The 18132-nt window shown below is 66.6% G+C and carries 11 protein-coding genes; 6 read left to right on the top strand and 5 right to left on the bottom strand.

The window, feature by feature from the left end; translation table 11 throughout:
• Positions 1–21: 21 nt before the first annotated feature.
• Positions 22–2388: a bifunctional (p)ppGpp synthetase/guanosine-3',5'-bis(diphosphate) 3'-pyrophosphohydrolase gene (locus Q4A20_RS07195; RefSeq protein ID WP_303121783.1), complete on the top strand. Its 2367-nt coding sequence runs from the start codon at positions 22–24 to the stop codon at positions 2386–2388.
• Here Q4A20_RS07195 and Q4A20_RS07190 read toward each other — a convergent pair.
• Entirely contained in the window at positions 2352–3008 is a 657-nt protein-coding gene (locus Q4A20_RS07190) for a hypothetical protein (RefSeq protein ID WP_303121781.1), read from the bottom strand. The two genes, Q4A20_RS07195 and Q4A20_RS07190, sit on opposite strands and share 37 nt — an antisense overlap.
• A 117-nt stretch (positions 3009–3125) precedes the next feature.
• On the opposite strand from Q4A20_RS07190, the gene Q4A20_RS07185 reads away from it, so the two are divergent.
• Entirely contained in the window at positions 3126–3983 is an 858-nt protein-coding gene (locus Q4A20_RS07185) for an RNA methyltransferase (protein ID WP_303121779.1), read from the top strand.
• Between the two features lie 92 nt (positions 3984–4075).
• On the opposite strand, the gene Q4A20_RS07180 is transcribed toward Q4A20_RS07185, so the two are convergent.
• On the bottom strand, positions 4076–5743 hold the full coding sequence (locus Q4A20_RS07180; RefSeq protein ID WP_303121777.1) for a DUF349 domain-containing protein: 1668 nt from the start codon (positions 5741–5743) through the stop codon (positions 4076–4078).
• A gap of 218 nt (positions 5744–5961) precedes the next feature.
• Here Q4A20_RS07180 and Q4A20_RS07175 point away from each other — a divergent pair, with 218 nt between their 5' ends.
• Both Q4A20_RS07175 and hisS read left to right on the top strand, forming a co-directional pair.
• Positions 5962–6786, top strand: a complete 825-nt coding sequence (locus tag Q4A20_RS07175) for an MBL fold metallo-hydrolase (protein ID WP_303121775.1) — start codon at positions 5962–5964, stop codon at positions 6784–6786.
• A 228-nt stretch (positions 6787–7014) separates the two neighbouring features.
• Positions 7015–8424: a histidine--tRNA ligase gene (gene hisS / locus Q4A20_RS07170; RefSeq protein ID WP_303121773.1), complete on the top strand. Its 1410-nt coding sequence runs from the start codon at positions 7015–7017 to the stop codon at positions 8422–8424.
• A gap of 90 nt (positions 8425–8514) precedes the next feature.
• On the opposite strand, the gene Q4A20_RS07165 is transcribed toward hisS, so the two are convergent.
• Genes Q4A20_RS07165 through Q4A20_RS07155 form a run of 3 tightly spaced genes read right to left on the bottom strand, consistent with a single transcriptional unit; the run spans position 8515 to position 14202 of the window.
• On the bottom strand, positions 8515–10140 hold the full coding sequence (locus Q4A20_RS07165; RefSeq protein ID WP_303121771.1) for a cation:proton antiporter family protein: 1626 nt from the start codon (positions 10138–10140) through the stop codon (positions 8515–8517).
• A gap of 42 nt (positions 10141–10182) precedes the next feature.
• The gene (locus Q4A20_RS07160) at positions 10183–11802 is read right to left on the bottom strand and encodes a cation:proton antiporter family protein (protein WP_303121769.1); all 1620 of its coding nucleotides are present in this window, start codon (positions 11800–11802) and stop codon (positions 10183–10185) included.
• Between the two features lie 42 nt (positions 11803–11844).
• Positions 11845–14202, bottom strand: a complete 2358-nt coding sequence (locus tag Q4A20_RS07155) for a DEAD/DEAH box helicase (RefSeq protein ID WP_303121767.1) — start codon at positions 14200–14202, stop codon at positions 11845–11847.
• 643 nt (positions 14203–14845) lie between these two features.
• Here Q4A20_RS07155 and Q4A20_RS07150 point away from each other — a divergent pair.
• Both Q4A20_RS07150 and Q4A20_RS07145 read left to right on the top strand, forming a co-directional pair.
• Positions 14846–16963 carry a hypothetical protein gene (locus Q4A20_RS07150; RefSeq protein ID WP_303121765.1) on the top strand — a complete coding sequence of 706 codons (2118 nt, stop codon included), beginning with the start codon at positions 14846–14848 and terminating at the stop codon, positions 16961–16963.
• Between the two features lie 160 nt (positions 16964–17123).
• Positions 17124–17816: a hypothetical protein gene (locus Q4A20_RS07145; RefSeq protein WP_303121763.1), complete on the top strand. Its 693-nt coding sequence runs from the start codon at positions 17124–17126 to the stop codon at positions 17814–17816.
• The last annotated feature ends 316 nt before the right edge of the window (positions 17817–18132 follow it).

Here is an 18132-nt window from a genome sequence, read left to right as displayed (position 1 = left end):
CAACCCGGCTATTATCCGGGTATGACGACGGACACGCGTGGTAGCACTGACACGGCCGACGAGACGGTCGTGCCCGGTTCGCGTGTGCGCAGCCGGCTGGCCTGGTTCGGGGCCCGCGGTCATTCCACTCCGCCCGCCATTGAACCGCTCATGCGTGCGCTGCGCGCCAACCATCCTAAGGCGGACACCAGTCTTATCGTGCGCGCCTACCGGGTGGCTGAGAAGGCGCACGCCGGCCAGAAGCGCAAGTCGGGGGAGCCCTACATCACTCATCCGGTGGCGGTGGCGACGATCCTCGCCGAGTTGGGTATGACGCCGCAGACGCTGGCCGCCGCCCTACTGCATGACACGGTCGAGGACACCGACTACACGCTTCAGCGGCTGCGTGCCGACTTCGGTGATGAGATAGCGCTGCTGGTCGACGGTGTCACCAAGCTTGACAAGGTCCAGTACGGTGACGCCGCCCAGGCGGAGACGGTCCGCAAGATGATAGTGGCGATGTCCAAGGACATCCGGGTGCTTCTTATCAAGCTGGGGGACAGGTTGCACAATGCCCGCACCTGGAAGTACGTGCCCGAGCAGACGGCGGCCCGCAAGGCCAAGGAAACCCTGGAGATCTATGCCCCGTTGGCACACCGGTTGGGCATGAACACCATCAAATGGGAATTGGAGGACCGCTCCTTCAAGGCCCTGTACCCCGGTGTGTACACCGAGATCGAGCATCTGGTGGCGGAGCGCGCCCCCGCCCGCGAGGAGTACCTGCGCCAGGTGCGCCTACAAATTGAGGAGGATCTGCGGGTCAACAAGATCAAGGGCATTGTCACCGGCAGGCCCAAGCACTACTACTCGATCTACCAGAAGATGATCGTTAGGGGAAAGGACTTCGACGACATCTACGATCTGGTGGCGGTGCGCGTGATCGTCGACAGTGTCCAGGACTGTTACGCGGTATTGGGGGCGCTGCACTCACGCTGGACCCCGATGTCCGGACGCTTCAAGGACTACATCGCGGTCCCCAAGTTCAACCTCTACCAGTCTTTGCACACCACGGTGATCGGCCCGGGCGGCAAACCGGTGGAGATCCAGATCCGCACCCATGAGATGCACCGAATGGCCGAGTACGGGGTCGCGGCCCACTGGAAGTACAAGGAGAACCCCAATGCCACCGGCCCCAGCCCGCTGGGCGGTGCACCAGGGGAGTCCGAGGCCGCGGAACTGGGATGGCTGCGCCAACTGGTCGATTGGCAGAAGGAGACCCAGGACCCCGCCGAGTTTCTGGACTCCCTGCGCTATGAGATGTCCGGTGGGCAGGTGTACGTGTTCACGCCCAAGGGGGATGTGCTGTCCCTCCCGAGCGGATCCACACCGGTGGACTTCGCCTACGCCGTGCACACAGAAGTAGGCCACCGCACCGTCGGCGCCCGCGTGAACGGGCGGCTGGTGCCGCTGGACACGAAGTTGGAGAACGGTGACACCGTGGAGGTGTTCACCTCCAAGGCCCAGGGCGCCGGGCCGAGCCGTGACTGGCTTAACTTCGTGGGCTCCACACGTGCCCGTAACAAGATCAAGGCCTGGTTCTCCAAGGAGCGTCGTGAGGAGGCCATCGAGGCGGGCAAGGGCGCCATCGCCCGTGCCATGCGCAAGAAGGACCTGCCGATTCAACGACTCATGAGCCACGACTCGCTCACTGCTGTCGCCGAGACGCTCAACAAGCAGGATATCGACGGCCTGTACGCAGCGGTCGGTGAAGGACATGTCTCCGCCCAGCACGTCGTCGACACATTGGTCGCATCCATGGGCGGGGAGGCCGGTGCCGAGGAGACCTTGGCGGAGGGGGTACTGCCGACCCGGGCGGCCCCCACCGGGCAGCGCAGCCGCGCCGGGGGTGACCAGGGCATAGTCGTTGAGGGCATGGATGAGGGTGATGTTTACGTCAAGCTCGCCCGCTGCTGCACACCGATGCCCGGGGATGAGATCATCGGCTTCGTCACACGTGGCTCCGGGCTGTCAGTGCACCGAACGGACTGCCAGAACGTCGAGCAGCTCAGACAGCAGCCCGAACGCATCCTAAAGGTCCGCTGGGCCAAGCACGCGCAGAGCGCCTACTTAGTGCAGTTGGAAGTCGAGGCACTGGACCGGGGCGGCCTGTTGGCTGATATCACCCGCGTCCTGGCGGACAACCATGTCAACCTGATCAGCGCCAACGTGGGGACCTCCCGGGATCGTGTTGTGGTCGGTAGGTTCGTAGTCGAACTGGCGGAGGCGTCTCACCTGGACCACACACTCGCTTCCCTGCGCCGCATCGACGGAGTATTCGAGGCGCGACGCCTGACCTCCTCATCCAGTCGGCATCAGCCGCGACCCCGTAAGGCGCACGGAGGCGAGTAAGTCCCGACGTCACCGTGCGATCGGGGTGCGTACAGGTCATCAATCAGGCGGCGCGCCCGCCTGAGACCCCGCATGCCGCCGCCACGGCGGGCCAGTAGGGCGGCCTCCAACTCCCTCCGGGTCACGCCGGCACGGCGGGCGCGCAGCACCGCGTCGGTCGCGGTGCTCGGCGGCGCGATACGCGCTAGGTCGACAACGGCCCGCGTCAGCCGCAGGCAGGTCACACCGGCAAGGATCACCACATCGTTGGTGTCCGCGGTGCGCAGTAGCTCCGGAGCCGCCGGCGGCTCACCCCCGGTGTGCACCCACAGGGCGGTGCGACCGGAAACGACCCAGCCCTCAGGCAGCTGCGGCGCAAGCGCGGCTGCTCGGCCCGGCGGAGCGCCGAGAGTATCGGCAGGTATCGCCCTTCCCAACACGTCCACCAGCACGCGCTCATCCAGGCCGTGGCAGCGCAGTATGGTGAGTTCCGGCGGCTCGGGCGCCTCCAGTAGCGGCTGCACCGGGCCGGGCAATAGATGGGCCAGCACCGCCCGGGCGGGGACTGCGTGGATCATGGTTCCCGGGGTGTATCCGGGCGGCGACTCCGGCAGTGATGTCCGGGGAGGGTGTGCGACCATGCACTCATCCTCGCCCGCATCCAGGCGGGTCCGCCAGTGCCGGGCCAGAGCCTGTGGATAACCCCGATGCGGCATAGACTCGCCGCACACGGATCGACGACCAGGAAGGATGTGACGATGCCCGGGATAACGACTGCGGATGAAAATGAGGGCACCTGCGGGAGCGATGTTCTTACCGACAGAGCCGCACCGGCGGCCCAGAGGATCGCCGACCTGGCCAAGGTGTCCGGACGCCCCAGCAAGTCGCTACTTGTTGAGGACCCCGAGACGCTGCTGAATGCGCTGCGGGCCGGCCTGCGCTTCAGTTCCGTTTACCTGCTCGACTCGGCTGAACCGCCTCAGGAGGTGCTCGACGAATGCGCCAAGCAGGGTGTCCCCGTCACTGTCATGGCCGCGTCTCTGGCAACTGAGCTGTTCCGCTCTGACAAGCGCCCGGAGGTGTTCGGAGTGGCCCGTGTGCCCGCCCCGGTCGATCCGGCGCAGTTGGTCGCCGGGGATGGCGACCTGCTCATCCTTGACGGGGTGCGCATCGTTGGGAATATCGGAGCGATCGCTCGCAGTGCCTACGCCTTCGGCGCTGCCGGTATCGTGCTGGTGGACTCGGGGCTGGCCTCAGTCGCGGACCGCCGCCTTATCCGGGCAAGCCGAGGATACGTGTTCTCACTGCCGGTCGCGCTGATGGACTGGCCGCAGGTGCACGCCCTAGCGGCCGACTTCGTCCGCTCAGGTGGTCATGTAGCCGCCCTGGACGCAGGTGCCACGGGTTCGCTGGACCGACTGGCCGCCTGGGAGGGGCGGCTCGCCCTCATAGTGGGCGCCGAGACCAGCGGGCTGACGCCCCGGGCCCGTGCTTTGGCTCAGGCGACAGTCAGCATTCCGATGAATCCTGCAGTGGAGTCTCTGAATGTGTCGGTGGCCGCCGGCGTGCTGCTGCATCGCCGTGCGTGGCGCAACCTGAGTGCGGCCGCAAAGTGACCGCATAGGACGACGGGCCGAATACGGCGGAGGCCCCCGGATACCTAGAAAGTGGGGACCCCCGCCGTACTTCAGGACACGCGATATGCGGTTCAGGCGCGCGTGGTGCGTCGTACCTGGTCCAGCCAGGCACGACGAGCGGTCAGTGCGGCCTCGGCCTGTGCCTGTGCCTTGGCGTCGCCGGAGGCCTTGGCGGCGTCCAGTTCGGTCTCAAGTTCGGTGATGGACTCCTCCAGCTGGCTGGCCAATCCCTGTGCGCGTGCCATGGTCTCCGGGTCGGAACGCCGCCACTCGGCCTGCTCGGCCCTCCGCAGCGCATCCTCGACGGCGCGCATACGGGACTCCAGGCGCCTTACGGCGTTGCGGGGCACGCGACCGGCCTCGTCCCACGCCTCCTGAATGGGGCGCAGGGCCTTTCGCGCTGCCTTCGGATCCTTGATCGGCAACAGCGCCTCGGCCTTGGCCGCCAGTTGTTCCTTGACCTTCAGGTTACCGGCGTACTCGGCATCGGCTGCCTGGTCCTTGGCACGACGAGCATCGTAGAAGACCTGCTGGGCGGCGTGGAAGCGCTCCCATAGGGCGTCATCCTCCTTGCGGGAGGCGCGTCCGGCCTTCTTCCACTCGGCCATGAGTTCGCGGTAACGGGCGGAGGTGCCCGCCCAGTCCGTCGAATGCGACAGCTCCTCGGCCCGTTTTATCAAGGCCTCCTTGGCAGCCTTCACCTTGGCCTGTTTGGCGTCCAACTCGCTGAAGTACTGGCGCCGGTGACGGTCGAAGGTGGTGCGGGCGTGGCTGAAGCGCTTCCACAGACCGTCCTCGGAGGGGCGGTCCAGGCGCGGTCCGCGACGCTGGGCCTCCTTCCACTGTTCCAAAAGGGTCCGCAGCTCGGCGCCGGATGCCTTCCACTGGGTACGCGCCGGATCCTGCGCGGCCAGAGCCTCGGCACGCTCCACGATCGCAGTGCGGTCCTTCAGGGCCTGCTCCTTGGCGGCGGCACGCTCTGCCGCGACTGCCTGGCGGCGTTCCAGCGCCACGGACTTCAATGCCGTGAACCGGGCGCGTAGGGCCTCCAGGTCGCCGACGGCGGCCGGTTCCTTGAGGGACTCTTCAAGGTTCTTGATGGTGGAGTCGATTTCGCGGACCGACAGGTGCGGCAGCCGGGCCGCGAACAGGTCGATGTTCGCACTCAAATCGAGGTAGCGGCGCACGTAGTAGGCCATGGCCTCGGCGATCGGTACGCCCGGGAACTGGCCCACTTCGCGCTCCGAGTCGCCCTCCTGCACATAGACCCGGCCTTCGCCGTCCACGCGGCCCCACTTGGCCGCATCCATGGCGGCCTCGGGATCGACCTGAGGCTCTGCCGGCGCGGACGCCTCGCGCGGCGCCTGCGCCGAAGAGGACTGTTCCGACGGCGCGGGTTCGGTGGCCTCTGCGGGCTGTTGGCCGTCCGCACCGGAGGCCGGTTCGGAGGACTGTGCGGTAGATTCCGCGGATTCGGCGTCGGCTGTAGCATCATTCTGTGCGGCCGGGGTGTCGGCCGCTGCCGGTGCCTGGCCCCCGACCTGGTTCTCCGCGGGAGGCTGCTCCTGGGAGTCTGCCTGCTCCGCGGTATCGGTCACGGTGGGCTGGTCGGTTTCGTGGCGTTCCTGCTCGACGGCTTCAGGGTTCGTCGGCGTGGTCTTGGTAGCAGCCTGCCCGGTGGCGGCCGTGGGTTCCACCGGGGTGGTGGCGTCGGCCTGGGGCTGCGTCTGCTCGGTCATTGCGCTCCTTCACGGATCTGACGGGGTGGGGGCGGGCGATTCCGTTCCGCTCCGTTCCGTTCACGTCCGACACGGGGTCGGACGACGACACGCCGCCGGAGGGCGGCAGTTGGGTTAGAGCCTACCCGTCGACCGGGCGGGGCGGAACCGTTGGGGTCGACCGCGAATCGCCTGGGAGCGGACAACCCGCTGGAACTCTGCTCGACTACTATGCCGCCATGCTCATCGAGCGCACCCTCGCAGCTGTATTCGGGGCCAACTGCTACGTCCTGGCCGCCGAGCCGGGCGGCGTTGCTCTGGTCGTTGATCCGGGCGCCGGTGCGGCTCGCGGGGCCATGGCCCTGCTGCGCTCCAACAACCTCTCGCTCGGCGCCGTGCTGCTCACCCACGGTCACGCCGACCACGTCTGGGACGTGCAACGGCTGATTGATGCGGCCGTGACTGAAGGACGTCTTGCTGTTGGCCCGCCCGGGACAGGGGATCCGACGCGCGTCCCGGTCTACATCCCCGGGCCTGACCTGTACCGGCTCGAGGACCCGGCCGCCACGACCGGTATCTCGGTGGACGGCATGTCCTTCGCCGACCTGGCCGGCAGCCAGTGGCTGCGCCCGGTGGATTTGCGTCCCTTCCCACAGGAGGGCTTCACCGCGGCCGTCGAGCTAGTCCCCGGTCTGCCTCTGCGGGCCGTGCCCGCACCCGGGCATTCGGAGGGGTCCACCTTGTTCTTCCTCAACGCTCACTTGGGTGACAACCAGCTGCTGTTCGAAGCGGAGGTCCTGGACGATCCGACTGACATTCCGGCGCGGGACTACCTGGTGGCGCTGGACGGGGACGTGATCTTCAAGGGCAGTGTGGGGCGCACCGATCTGCCTGGTGGGGACCAGTATCAGATGTGGGCGACGCTGCGGCTGCTGGCCAGTGCCGTGGATCCCGATACGGTGCTGCTGCCCGGCCATGGTGCCGCCACGACCATGGCGCATGAGCACCGTGCCAACCCCTACCTGGCCGAGGCCAAGGTGCGCGGCGGCGAGACCGGTGCGTAAGCACCGGTCGGGGCGGGCACGGCGCACAACCCAGGGTGACCGGTGCGTAAGTGCCAGTCCGCCACGCGACGAGATGCTCCTGGGGGACCTGGCCGGCTACTACTTTCGACGCATGAAGGTCCAGCATTGGCCGGCGAGGTTGATCCCGATACACATACGGTCTTGATCCTGCGCATTTGGACTCACTACGAGTGAGCGATGACCGTCCCGGGTAGGCGGCATGACACAATGCGGCCCATGGCTCCAGCACAGGTCCGACAGGCGCAGTCCTCCCTCTCCGGCTTCCCCGAGTGGCTCCCCGCCGCCCGCATCATCGAGCAGGAGTTCATCGACACGCTGCGGCGCACCTTCGAACTGCACGGGTTCAGCGGGATCGAGACGCGTGCCGTGGAGCCGCTGTCCGAGCTGACCCGCAAGGGCGAGACCAGCAAGGAGGTTTATCTGCTGTCTCGCCTGCAGGCGGATCCCGGTGAGGGGGCCGCCGACACCGCTAAGCAGCTCGGGCTCCACTTCGATCTGACGGTACCTTTTGCCCGCTACGTGGTGGACAATGCCGGCACCCTGCACTTCCCGTTCAAGCGTTACCAGATCCAGAAGGTCTGGCGCGGTGAGCGGCCCCAGGAGGGTCGTTTCCGCGAGTTCGTGCAGGCGGACATCGACGTCGTCGGTGATGGCTCCCTGCCCCTGTACCACGACGTCGAGATGCCCCTGATCATGCACGAGGCACTCTCGGCGCTGCCGATCCCGGCCGTGACTATTCACGTATCCAACCGGAAGGTGGCCCAGGGCTTCTACCAGTCTCTCGGAATCGCCGAGGAGCGGCTCCCCGAGGTGCTGCGCGTGGTAGACAAGCTCGACAAGATCGGCGCTGGCCGGATTGCCACGGAGCTGGTCGACGGCGTCGGTGTGACCGAGGCGCAGGCCGAGGCTGCGCTGCGGCTGGCCCGTATCACGGGTACCGACCCCGAGCAGGTGCGTGCCGAGGTTCTGACAGCTCTCGACGGCGCTGCACCTGCCGCGCTGTTGGAGCAGGGGTTGGAGGAGCTGGGGCAGCTGCTGCGTGCCGCGGGCCGACGGCGCCCCGGCGCCATCATCGCCGACCTTAAGATCGCCCGCGGTTTGGACTACTACACCGGCACCGTTTACGAGTCGTTCATGACCGGCCACGAGGATCTGGGCTCGGTGTGCTCCGGTGGCCGTTACGACTCGCTCGCCTCCGACGGCAAGCGCACTTTCCCGGGAGTGGGTATCTCCATCGGGTTGTCGCGGCTGCTCGCCCGGGTGATCGGCGGCGGGATGCTGGAGGTGACGCGCGCAGTGCCCACCGCGGTGTTGGTCGCAGTCACCGATGAGGCGCACCGCGGTGCGTCTGACGCCATTGCCGATGTACTGCGCGCCCGCGGCATCGCCACGGACGTGTCGCCTACAGCGGCTAAGTACGGCAAGCAGATTCGCTTCGCGGATAAGCGCTCCATCCCCTTCGTCTGGTTCCCCGGCGCCGACGGCGAACCCGATTCGGTCAAGGACATACGCTCCGGCGAGCAGGTCTCGGCTAACGCCGGCTCCTGGGTTCCCAAGGACGAGGCCGATCTCGCCCCGCGTCTGCGGACGCCGTCAGCCCACAAGGCGGTGTCGTGATTGCGCGCTGCATGGAGTGATGGCTGCATGGAGTGATGCGTGCCCCTGTGTGACCCTGTGGGATTCCGCGGGATCCCGACTCGGGCACTATCAGGGTCGTTCACCAAGGCCCGCACTCACCGGTCCCGGTGGAATCGTCACGGCGTCCGCAAGGGCGGCGCCGACGCCCTGGTACACATTGATGATGGTGTCGACGCCTCGCTGGTGCATTTCGATCGCCTCGTCGTCAAAACGGGCTACGGCAACTACCTCGCCGGCAAAGTTGTGACGCTCGATCCAGTCGAGCACCTTCAGGTTCGCTCCCGGCTCCGCCATGGCGAGCACCGCGGTACGCGCCTCCCCAGCGCCCAGGCGCAGCCAGAAGTCGGTGTCAGTGGCGTCGCCCTCAATGATATTGATTCCCATCGCGGCCAGACGTTCGACCTTGTCCGCATCTGAATCGACGCCTAGTACGGGAGACGGGGCGTTCTCGTCGCGACGAGGAATCCGGGAGACGAGTCGGCGGTAGGTGCTGCGTCCAACCCTTCCCATGCCGAAGACGACGACCTCAACACCGCTTAAGTCGACCGGGGCCTCGGCGGGGTGCAACGCATCAGCCCGATGGTCGGGCAGCGCATGGGAGATCGCCTGGACGAGGCGCCCGGCTCTTTGGTTCACGACGCTGACCAGTACGAAGGAACCGGCGACGCCGATGGACAGTGCCTGAAGCCATTCGGAGCCGAGTATCCCTTGGCTGACCCCAACACCGGCAACGACGAGCGCGAGCTCGGAGTATGAGCCGACGGCCAGTCCCGTGAGCACGGAACTGCGGTGCCGTAGGCGCATCGTCCACAGTACGGCTGTATAGATAGCCGAGCGCAGCGGTACAAGGGCGAGGAGTGCGAGCCCCATGACGAGCGCGCCTGTCCCCGGCAGGCCGGAGGCACCGACGGATACGAAGAAGGCGACGAGGAAGAGTTCCTGTACGGGGCGGAAGGATTCGGCCAGGTCAAGTGCGCTTGTGTGCTGGGCAAGCAGGGCACCTACAACTAACGAGCCGAGGGTGCCGGGAAGACCGACGATTTCGAAGAGCTCGTAGCCTGGCAGGAGTGCTACGGTGATGCCGAATAGCGTGTACATCTCCCGGTGTGAGATTCGTGTGAGAACCCAGCCGGCCAAGTGCTTCGCGGGCCACAGGAGCACGAGCGTGAGCGCCCAGGGGCTCGGGGCTCGTCCGGAGATGAAGATGAGTAGAACGATAGAGACGGTGTCTTGCAGAATGGAGGTTCCGACGGCGATGCGTCCGTAGTGTGCGGAACCGTCGTCACGTTCCTCAAGGATCTTCATAATCACAATCGTGGACGAGGAGGCCAGGGCGAAGCCGAGTACTAGCGCCGCCCCCCACCCGTCCGTGTGGCCGACGCTCACCCCGACGACGATTACGAGCAAACCGATCACCAGCGCGTTCAGCGCGGTGAGGGCGACCATGGTTATGGCGGCCGTGCCGGAAATGACTCGGCGCGAGAGTGAACGCGGGTGGAGATCCAGGCCGATGGAGAACAACAGCAGCGCTGCTCCCAGATCTCCGACTGTGCTGATCCACTCGAGCTGGGGCAGATCCGTGGCCCCCAGTAGAAACCCCGCGGCGATATATCCCACGAGGGGTGGCAGACGGAGGAGAGCGGCGGCGAAGCCGAGCAGGACGACAGTCAGGAGGTAGGCGGCTGCGGCTGTCATGAATCCTTCCTGTGGTTGCTTAGCGGTCGGCAGTGGGGTGGTTCATCCAGTGGCGGGTTCACTTTCGGTAGTGGCGCCGGTACGGCTGGATACATCCTCGGAATCGAGGGACTCGGCTGCACGGGCCAGGGCCTCACCGGCGCCCTCATAAAGGTTGATCACGGCATCCACGCCCGCGGCGCGCATGGCGACGGCCTCGTCGTCGTAACGGGCTATGGCCAGGATGCGCCCGTCGAAATCGTTACGCCCCAGCCACTCCAGCACATGCACGTTGGCTCCCGGCTCGGACATGGCCAGTACCACCTTTGACACGTGCACGGCCTCCAGCCGCTCCCAGAATTGCCGGTCGGTGGCGTCGGCCTCAATGACGTTGAAGCCCTGCCGCGCCAGTTCCTCCACCTTGGTAGCGTCATTGTCGATACCGAGCACGCCCGCCTCGCCGTCGGCGTACAGGCGGGTGTAGGTCGACCGCCCGGCCCGGCCCATGCCGAAGACGACCGTGCACACGCCGTCGAGCTGCAGCGGCTGCTCATCGGGATGCAGCGAACTGGCCGGACGGCGGGGGAGGAGCTCGGACATCCACTCCACCAGCGCGGCGGGCTTGTGGTTGACGATCGCCGAGACCACAAAGGACAGTGCCAGGGCGAGAGAGATCGCTGCCGGCCAGTCCTCGCCGAGCAGTCCATGGTCGGTGGCGGTGTCGACGACGATCAGAGCGAACTCACTGTATGCCGTCAGCGCCATGCCTGTCAGCACCGAGGTACGGCTACGCATCCCCAGGGCTCGCACCACCGCGGTGTAGATCAGTGAACGCAACGGCAGCAGCACCAGCAGCGCGCCCGCCAGGACGAAGGCGGCGCTGCCGGGGACTCCGCCCAGACCGATGGTGACGAAGAACCCCACCAGCAGCAATTCCTTGATCGTGAACAGCGCTCCGGATAGTTCTTTGGCAGCGGGGTGGGAGGCAAACAGCGCCCCCATGATGAGCGCACCGAGATCGCCGTCGATCCCGGCCAGGTCGAACAGCAGATAGCCGGGCAGCAATGCCATGGACATGCCGAACAGGGCACGCATCTCCCGGTGGTCAATCCGATCCAACACCCCGCCCAGCAGCCGAGATAACGGCCACAGCAGCACCAAGGCGCCCGCCCACGGGCTGGGAAGACTACCCGAGGTCGCAGTCATGTAGACGACCGCGGCGATGTCCTGCAGGACCAGCACGCCGATGGCGATGCGCCCATACAGGGAGTTCGAATCGTCGCGATCCTCCAGGAGCTTGACCACCACCACCGTGGATGAGAAGGAGAGCGCGAAGCCCGCCGAGGCGACGCCGGCCGTAGTCGAAGTCCCCAGCTCCAGGCCAAGTGCGAGTAGGGCCGTCACCAGCCCCGTCCCGAGGACGGTCAGCACCACCATGACGATGACGGCGGTGCCGGCGACCTCCCTGCGGCGCAGCACCCGCAGATCGAGCTTCAGCCCGATGGTGAACAGGAGTACCGCCACCCCGAGGTCGCCGAGCACCTCGACGAATGCCAGATGCGGTAAAGGGGAGGAGCCCAGGATGAAGCCGGCCGCCAGGAACCCGACCAGTGGCGGTAGGCGCATTAGGGTGGCGGCGAAGCCGCACACCACCACCGCCAGCAGGTATATGGCCGGAATCATCTGGTCATCCTCCCCTCAGCGGCCTGGTTAGAGGCTGAAGCATCAGCGTCCGTCGCGGTTACCCCGGAAGCCGCTCTTGTGGCCGCGGCTACCCCAGCGTCCATTCCTGTCGTTGCTGTCACTACGACGGTTGTCGCGATCGAAGCGCCGCTTGAAGCCGCCGCGTTCATAACGTCGCGAACCGCGGTCGTTGTTCCGGCCACCGCGGAATCCTCCGGTACGGCGGCCGCGCTGATCGTCCCAGGAGCCGGAACCCGGTCCCTCGTCCAAACGAATCCGCAGCTCCCGCCCGGCGAAGGTGGCGTGCCGCATGCGCTCCAACTGCTCCTCATCCAGTGGAGTGTGGATTTCCACCAGGGAGAAGGACTGCAGAATGTCGATCTTGCCGATGTCGGAGCCGGAGATCGCGCCTTCATTAGCCAGGGCGCCGACGATCGCCCCCGGCAGCACGCGGTCCCGGTGGCCGACCTCGATCCGGTAGACGGTGCCGCTGCCGTCCTCGTAACGGCGACGACCGCCTCGGGATGCACCGGGCTTGCCGTCGATACGCTCCGCGCGGCGACCGCGGCGCTCGTCCCGGCCACCCTCGAAGGAGGCCGACACGAAGGTGCCGTCCTCATCGAGGTGCTCCTCCCGGTTGCCGCGGCGAGGGCGTTCGCCCTCGTTCCGACGGCGGGGTCCCTCATCACCGACGGCGAGTGCCAGCAGGGTGGCGGCGAGTTCATCGGCACCGATCCCGAGCTCCTCGCTCTTGGCGGACACCAGTCGGTCGTACATTTCCAGGCGGCCGCGTTCACGCCGGGCGGCAGCGCGTTCCAGCAACTTGCCCGCGCGGTGTTCGGATACGTCAGCGGGGGAGGGGAGGGTGATCTCCTCCAGGCGGGTGCCGGTCAGGCGCTCGATCTGACGGAGTTTGCCCTTCTCCTTCGGAGTCAGGAAGGTTACGGCCTCGCCGTGGCGGCCGGCACGCCCGGTACGGCCGATACGGTGCACGTAGGCCTCTGCCTCGCGAGGCACATCGAAGTTGACCACCAGCCCGATGCGGTCCACATCCAAACCGCGGGCGGCGACATCCGTGGCCACCAGCACGTCAAGCGTGCCGGCGCGCAGACGCTCGACCAAGCGCTCGCGCTCGCGCTGCGGCACGTCACCAGAGATGGCGGCGGCCTGAATGCCGCGGCCTGCCAACTCGATCGCGACATCCTCGGCCGTTGACTTGGTGCGGACGAACACCAGGGCGGCCTCGGCGTCCGTCACGGACAGCACCCGTGCGGCCGCCCCAATCTTGTGCCGGAAGGGCACCACCGCGTAGGTCTGGTGGACGGTGTCCACCGTGGATGCCTGTCGGGAGACCTCTACACGAACCGGATCGTCCAGGTGCTGGCGGGCGACCGCCTGAATGGCGGGCGGCATGGTGGCGGAGAACAGGGCGGTGCGGCGAGGGGAGGGCAGGGAGGCCGCAATTGTCTCTACGTCCTCCGCGAATCCCATGCGCAGCATCTCATCGGCCTCGTCCAGGACAAAGAACTTGACCTCCTCGAGTGACAGCGCGCCCTTCTCGATCAGGTCGATGATGCGTCCAGGCGTGCCCACAACCACCTGGGCGCCGTCTTTGAGTGCGCCGATCTGAGGGCCATAAGGAGCGCCTCCGTAAACGGCGACCACGTCGAGGCCGCGAGACCGACTAGCCATGTCGGTGATGGCCTCCGCGCTTTGGAGTGCCAGCTCGCGTGTGGGCGCGAGTACCAGTGCCTGCACTGCCCCGTCGTGGGCGTCGACGGCGTCGAGCAGTGGCAGTCCGAAAGCAGCCGTCTTCCCGGTGCCGGTCTGTGCGATGCCGACCACGTCGCGGCCGGACAGCAGCACCGGGATCGCCTCGCGTTGAATCGGGGTGGGGGTGGTGAAGCCCATGTCCTTGACGGCCTTGAGCAGGTCCGCGGGCAGCCCCAGATCGTCGAAGGTCGTGGCTTCGGGCCTTGCTGGGCCCTGGTCAGCCACATCGGTGAAGGCCTTGGACTCAGCGTCCGGCTCGGGTACTTCGGGGTCGGACTCCGGCAGGTTCAGGTCGACGTCGTCGGCCTCTTCCTCATGCTCCAGGTCCTCGGGGTCCTCCGGGGAGTCCGAAGACGCTGGGGTGGCGAAGTAGTCGGCCGTCTGCGGCGAGTCGGGCTTTGGGGCGTCGGGGGCGGCGTTGTGGGGGGCGGCCACGTCGTCCTCGGTCGCGTCGGTTGAGTCGGCGGAGGTTGAGTCATCGTCCGCGGGCGCCTCTTTCGCGGCGATCGCTTCGGTGGTGCCGGTGATCTCGGCGCTGAACAGGTCGTCTATGCCCAGGGCCGAGCCGAGTGTGGTCTCATCAGGAGTGCCGAAGGGCGCAGAGGCGCCAGTCGGGGTGGCTGTCATCGTCTTTTCCCGTATCTGGTTCCGCTTGGTGGAACCGGTCGCGGAGTGTGGGGGAGACCGGACGGCCGCCGCTCTTGCCGCGCCGCACCCACCACAGTCACCCGGCACCCGGTCAGATTCGACACTTACGGGGGCTCTCGGGCTTCACGCACTTCACTCACTGGGTCACGCTCGATGTCGCACAGGTCTGGCGGCAGAACGAGCCGCGAACGGGGCTCACAGCACGGATCACTCCGAATCCCATGGTACTCGCATGACGTGTCGGCGCCAGAGCCATTGGTCGGGTCGCGCAGCAGATCACACGTGAATCCGATCTCGTTTACTGAGTCAACCTCGTCCACTGAGTCAACTCAGTGCAGACGACCCGTATTGAGATCTTCGAAACGATAGTGAGACCTACGGTGTTGGAGCGGGCGTGGCGACCGCGTGCAGGTTAAAGTATTCCTTGCGATGGCGGGGATTGCGGGCGGTCAGCAAGGCGGTCGGAAAGACCGGCAACGGGGGCTCGGAGCAGGTGAGTCCGCCCACGCTGCCGACATTTCAGTGCCACCCAGGCAATTTCGACGATACCATCGAAAGGCGTCGGAGCCACCGGCGCGCACCCAGGCAATCCTGAGAAGGCTGACAGACGAGTTAAGAATCGATGACCCAATCCCCGCGCCACGCCAAGGCCTCCCGAGCGGCACGCAGACCAGCTCTGCGGGCCGCACTTGTATTGCCTACCGTTGTGGGCATCGTCCTCATCTCCTCCGCAGGTGGGGGCGCCCTTGCGGCGGTCGGTCGCCTGGCGCCCGAGGCGCTTGCGGTTGCCACACCGTCGGCTTCGCACTCGGCAGGGCGTATGGTGGAGATTACGGACGTCGTGACCGTACCGGATCGATCCGATCCGGGCTCTCCGGTTGATACTCCGGTCGATGGTCATGAGGACGCTGGGGCCACGGACGGAGACGAGTCAGGTGCTGCCGGCGCCTCGGAGACCGGTGGCGCGAAGGCCGCCGTCACTCCCGGGCCGGTTGTCGAGACGACCGCGGGGCCCACGGCGTCCGCCGAGCCAACGGCGACTTCCGCCCACACGGCCGTCACGGCACGGACCGAGAACCAGTCGGTTGCCGTGAAGAATCCCGGCGCAACCTATGTGTCCTCCTCCAGTACCGACCGCCCGCTGCTGACGTTCTCCGGGTGGAAGGATGACGCTGGACGACCGCTGGGATCCGACGGAACGGTCAACACCGCCGTGCAGGTGCGAATCGTCGATGAACGGGGCTCCGCGCAGTCGGCCACGATCTACCCCGCCTTCACCAATGGGCGCTCGGAGTACTCGCTGCCACTGTGGCCATTCACGCAGGCGATGTTGCCGCACGTGGGGACCTACACCATCGAGTGGCGGTTGTCGGGAGCTGACAACTGGCAGTTGGTCGACGTCATGACCATGGACGTGCGGTTGCCCGAGGCGACCGCCGGCTCCACGCTGAGTTACTCACAAGGGCTCCTGACCGGAACTGGCTGGGCATTCGATCGCAGCACCAACATCGGCGGCAGCTTCAACGTTCTTCTTAACGTGGCCGACGCCGAGGGGAATGCCAAAGCGGTGGTGGTCAGGGCGCGCTTCGCAGGCACCCGGTTCACGGTAACCGAGGCAGCGTTTGCCGCCGCGGGCGTGAACCTGGTTCGGGGCTCCACCATCTCCGCCACCCCGACTGGCGGTGAGACCGGGGCGGTATCGGTGACGATCTCGGAAGGCAGTGGCGCCCCCGCGCCGTCTACGCAACCAAGCGCTGCACCTTCTTCAACACCGTCGGCGCAGCCGTCCGCTGAACCGGAACCGTCACCGTCCCCTTCGGTCACCTCAGCCGCTCCCGCGACAACGCCGGCGTCCCCTACCCCACCTGGGACCGGCGCCCCTGAACCCACTCCGGCACCGTCGCCCGGAGACGATCCGAGTGATCCGGCGACCGAAGCCCCGCAGACTCCGGAGCCCACCGCCCAGCCAACGGCAACCATCACGCCTACTGAGGCGGTTCCGACCTCCCCCTCGCCCGAGTCGCCGACGGCCGCACCCACATCCGATGGCCAACAGCCTGGGCCCATCCCGACCCCATTTGAAGCCCTCAACGAGGGCGTAGATGTTGACCCGCTGATCGTGCGGGACCCGAGCAACGGTGACTCTCAGCTTACGCAGGCCCCAGCCACGCAGCAGGCCGAGTCTCCGACCCAGCAGGACATCGACTCCACGCAGACTGGGGGTGACGCCGCTGGGCGGCCCGAGCATGCCCCGACGTCACCCGTCAAGGACGCCGGTGAGCTTGGCCCCGACAACGCCGGGTCCCTCTCGGGTACCCGGCAGGGCGCGGTCATCACGTTGATGTTCCCGTCCGCGAAGGTGGCATCTGGAGAGTGGGTCGCCGTATTCGTGTTCCCCGGCGCCACCACCCCCGGCTGGGTTCAGGTCGACTCCGGCAACTCGGTTTCGATTGACATCTCTCCCCTCGAGCCGGGCAGCTACAAGATCGCCGTCGGCGACCGCAATTCGCGGTTGCTCGGATGGGCGCAACTGGAGATCGCACAGGCGGCGAGTTCCGGTGCCGACGCAACGGGCATTACACTGATAACCGGCGATGCGTTGGCGTCCAGCAGTCCGTTGGGTGCCGACGGCTGGAAGCTTGTCGGTGCCGGACTGCTGCTGATACTCGGTGGCGTCTCGTTCTTCGTGCTGGCTCGTCCCACATTGAATGGCTCACACGCGCGAAATCGGCGCCGATAACGTGTATGCTCGTTACAGACGCGTAACGAGAGGAGGAGGCGTGCCACAACCGTCGCGGATTCGAACGCCGCGGAGTGACGGCGATCACATAACTGGCGCAGCAGTGCTGTCGCAACGTGAAGGCGCACTCCTGCGGTGCCTGCTTGCTACGCTGCTCGCGGTGCTCGCCCTCCTGTTCCCCATGGCCGCAGCGCAGGCCGACCAGCTCTTGGGCAACTCGACTACTGGCACGGCCTCCACCGTCAGCCCATCGACGATCGCCGTCGGCGGAACGCTGACTTACACACTGTCGGGCTTTCCGCAGGGAGCCACCGTGGAGATCCTCATCGACGACGGCGACCTGGCTCCCGGTGGTGAGTCCGGCGTGGTCGATAAACTCACCGTAGGTGAAGACGGCACCCACTCCGGCGCGGTCGAACTGCCGTCCTACGTGGCCAAGGGCACTCACTGGCTGCGTTTTCGTGTGACGGCGGGCGAGGACATACCGACCAATACGGTGCGTACCCTGGACTACACGAACAAGAGCCCGTACTTCACCGTCGCAGACGTGACCATTATCGGTGGTGAGTCGCAGGCGAACCCGCCCCGTCCGCATGTGGCCGACAGTGAGACCACTGCAGGATTCGCCCAGCCCTCGCCCGAGGCCAAGGCAACGGCACCTATGGCCGCGGCGGATGGCGGTTCGGGAACCGCCACCTCCGGGAATAGCTGGGCATTTGCCTCACTGCCTGTGGTGGCCACGGTCGTGGTGGCGCTGACAGCGGTGCTGATAGTGCTGAGTGCAATCATGCTGATTGAGCGCCGTCGACTGCTCGCCTATGAGCGCCAGCTCGATTACGCGGCCAGGCGCTGACCAGTCGACTATCGGTTCCGAACCGAGGTGCACGCGCGCTAGCCTCGTGTTGTGGCAGACATCCGTATACACAGCTTGCTACCCACCCCCCTGGCGGAGGACGGCGCACCGAAGCGCTGCACTCCCGCGAGGTACCCACGGCCTCTCCCCGAGTGTTCTGTTTCATCTCAGCACCTTGACTGATGATCCGCTGACGCCAGATTCCCGGCGCTTGGTATTTGAGAGTGTGGCGGTTCGCCGGGTGGTGGTTGGCTTGTGCGGCTCAGTGGCGCGAGTGCCGAGTTCGGTAGAAGTTACGTGCCGAGTTCGGTAGTTG

The sequence above is a fragment of the Actinomyces sp. genome, assembly GCF_030530635.1.
GTDB lineage: Bacteria > Actinomycetota > Actinomycetes > Actinomycetales > Actinomycetaceae > Actinomyces.
The sequence above is the reverse complement of the archived record's forward strand: the minus strand, read 5'-3'. Positions and strand labels throughout refer to the sequence as shown.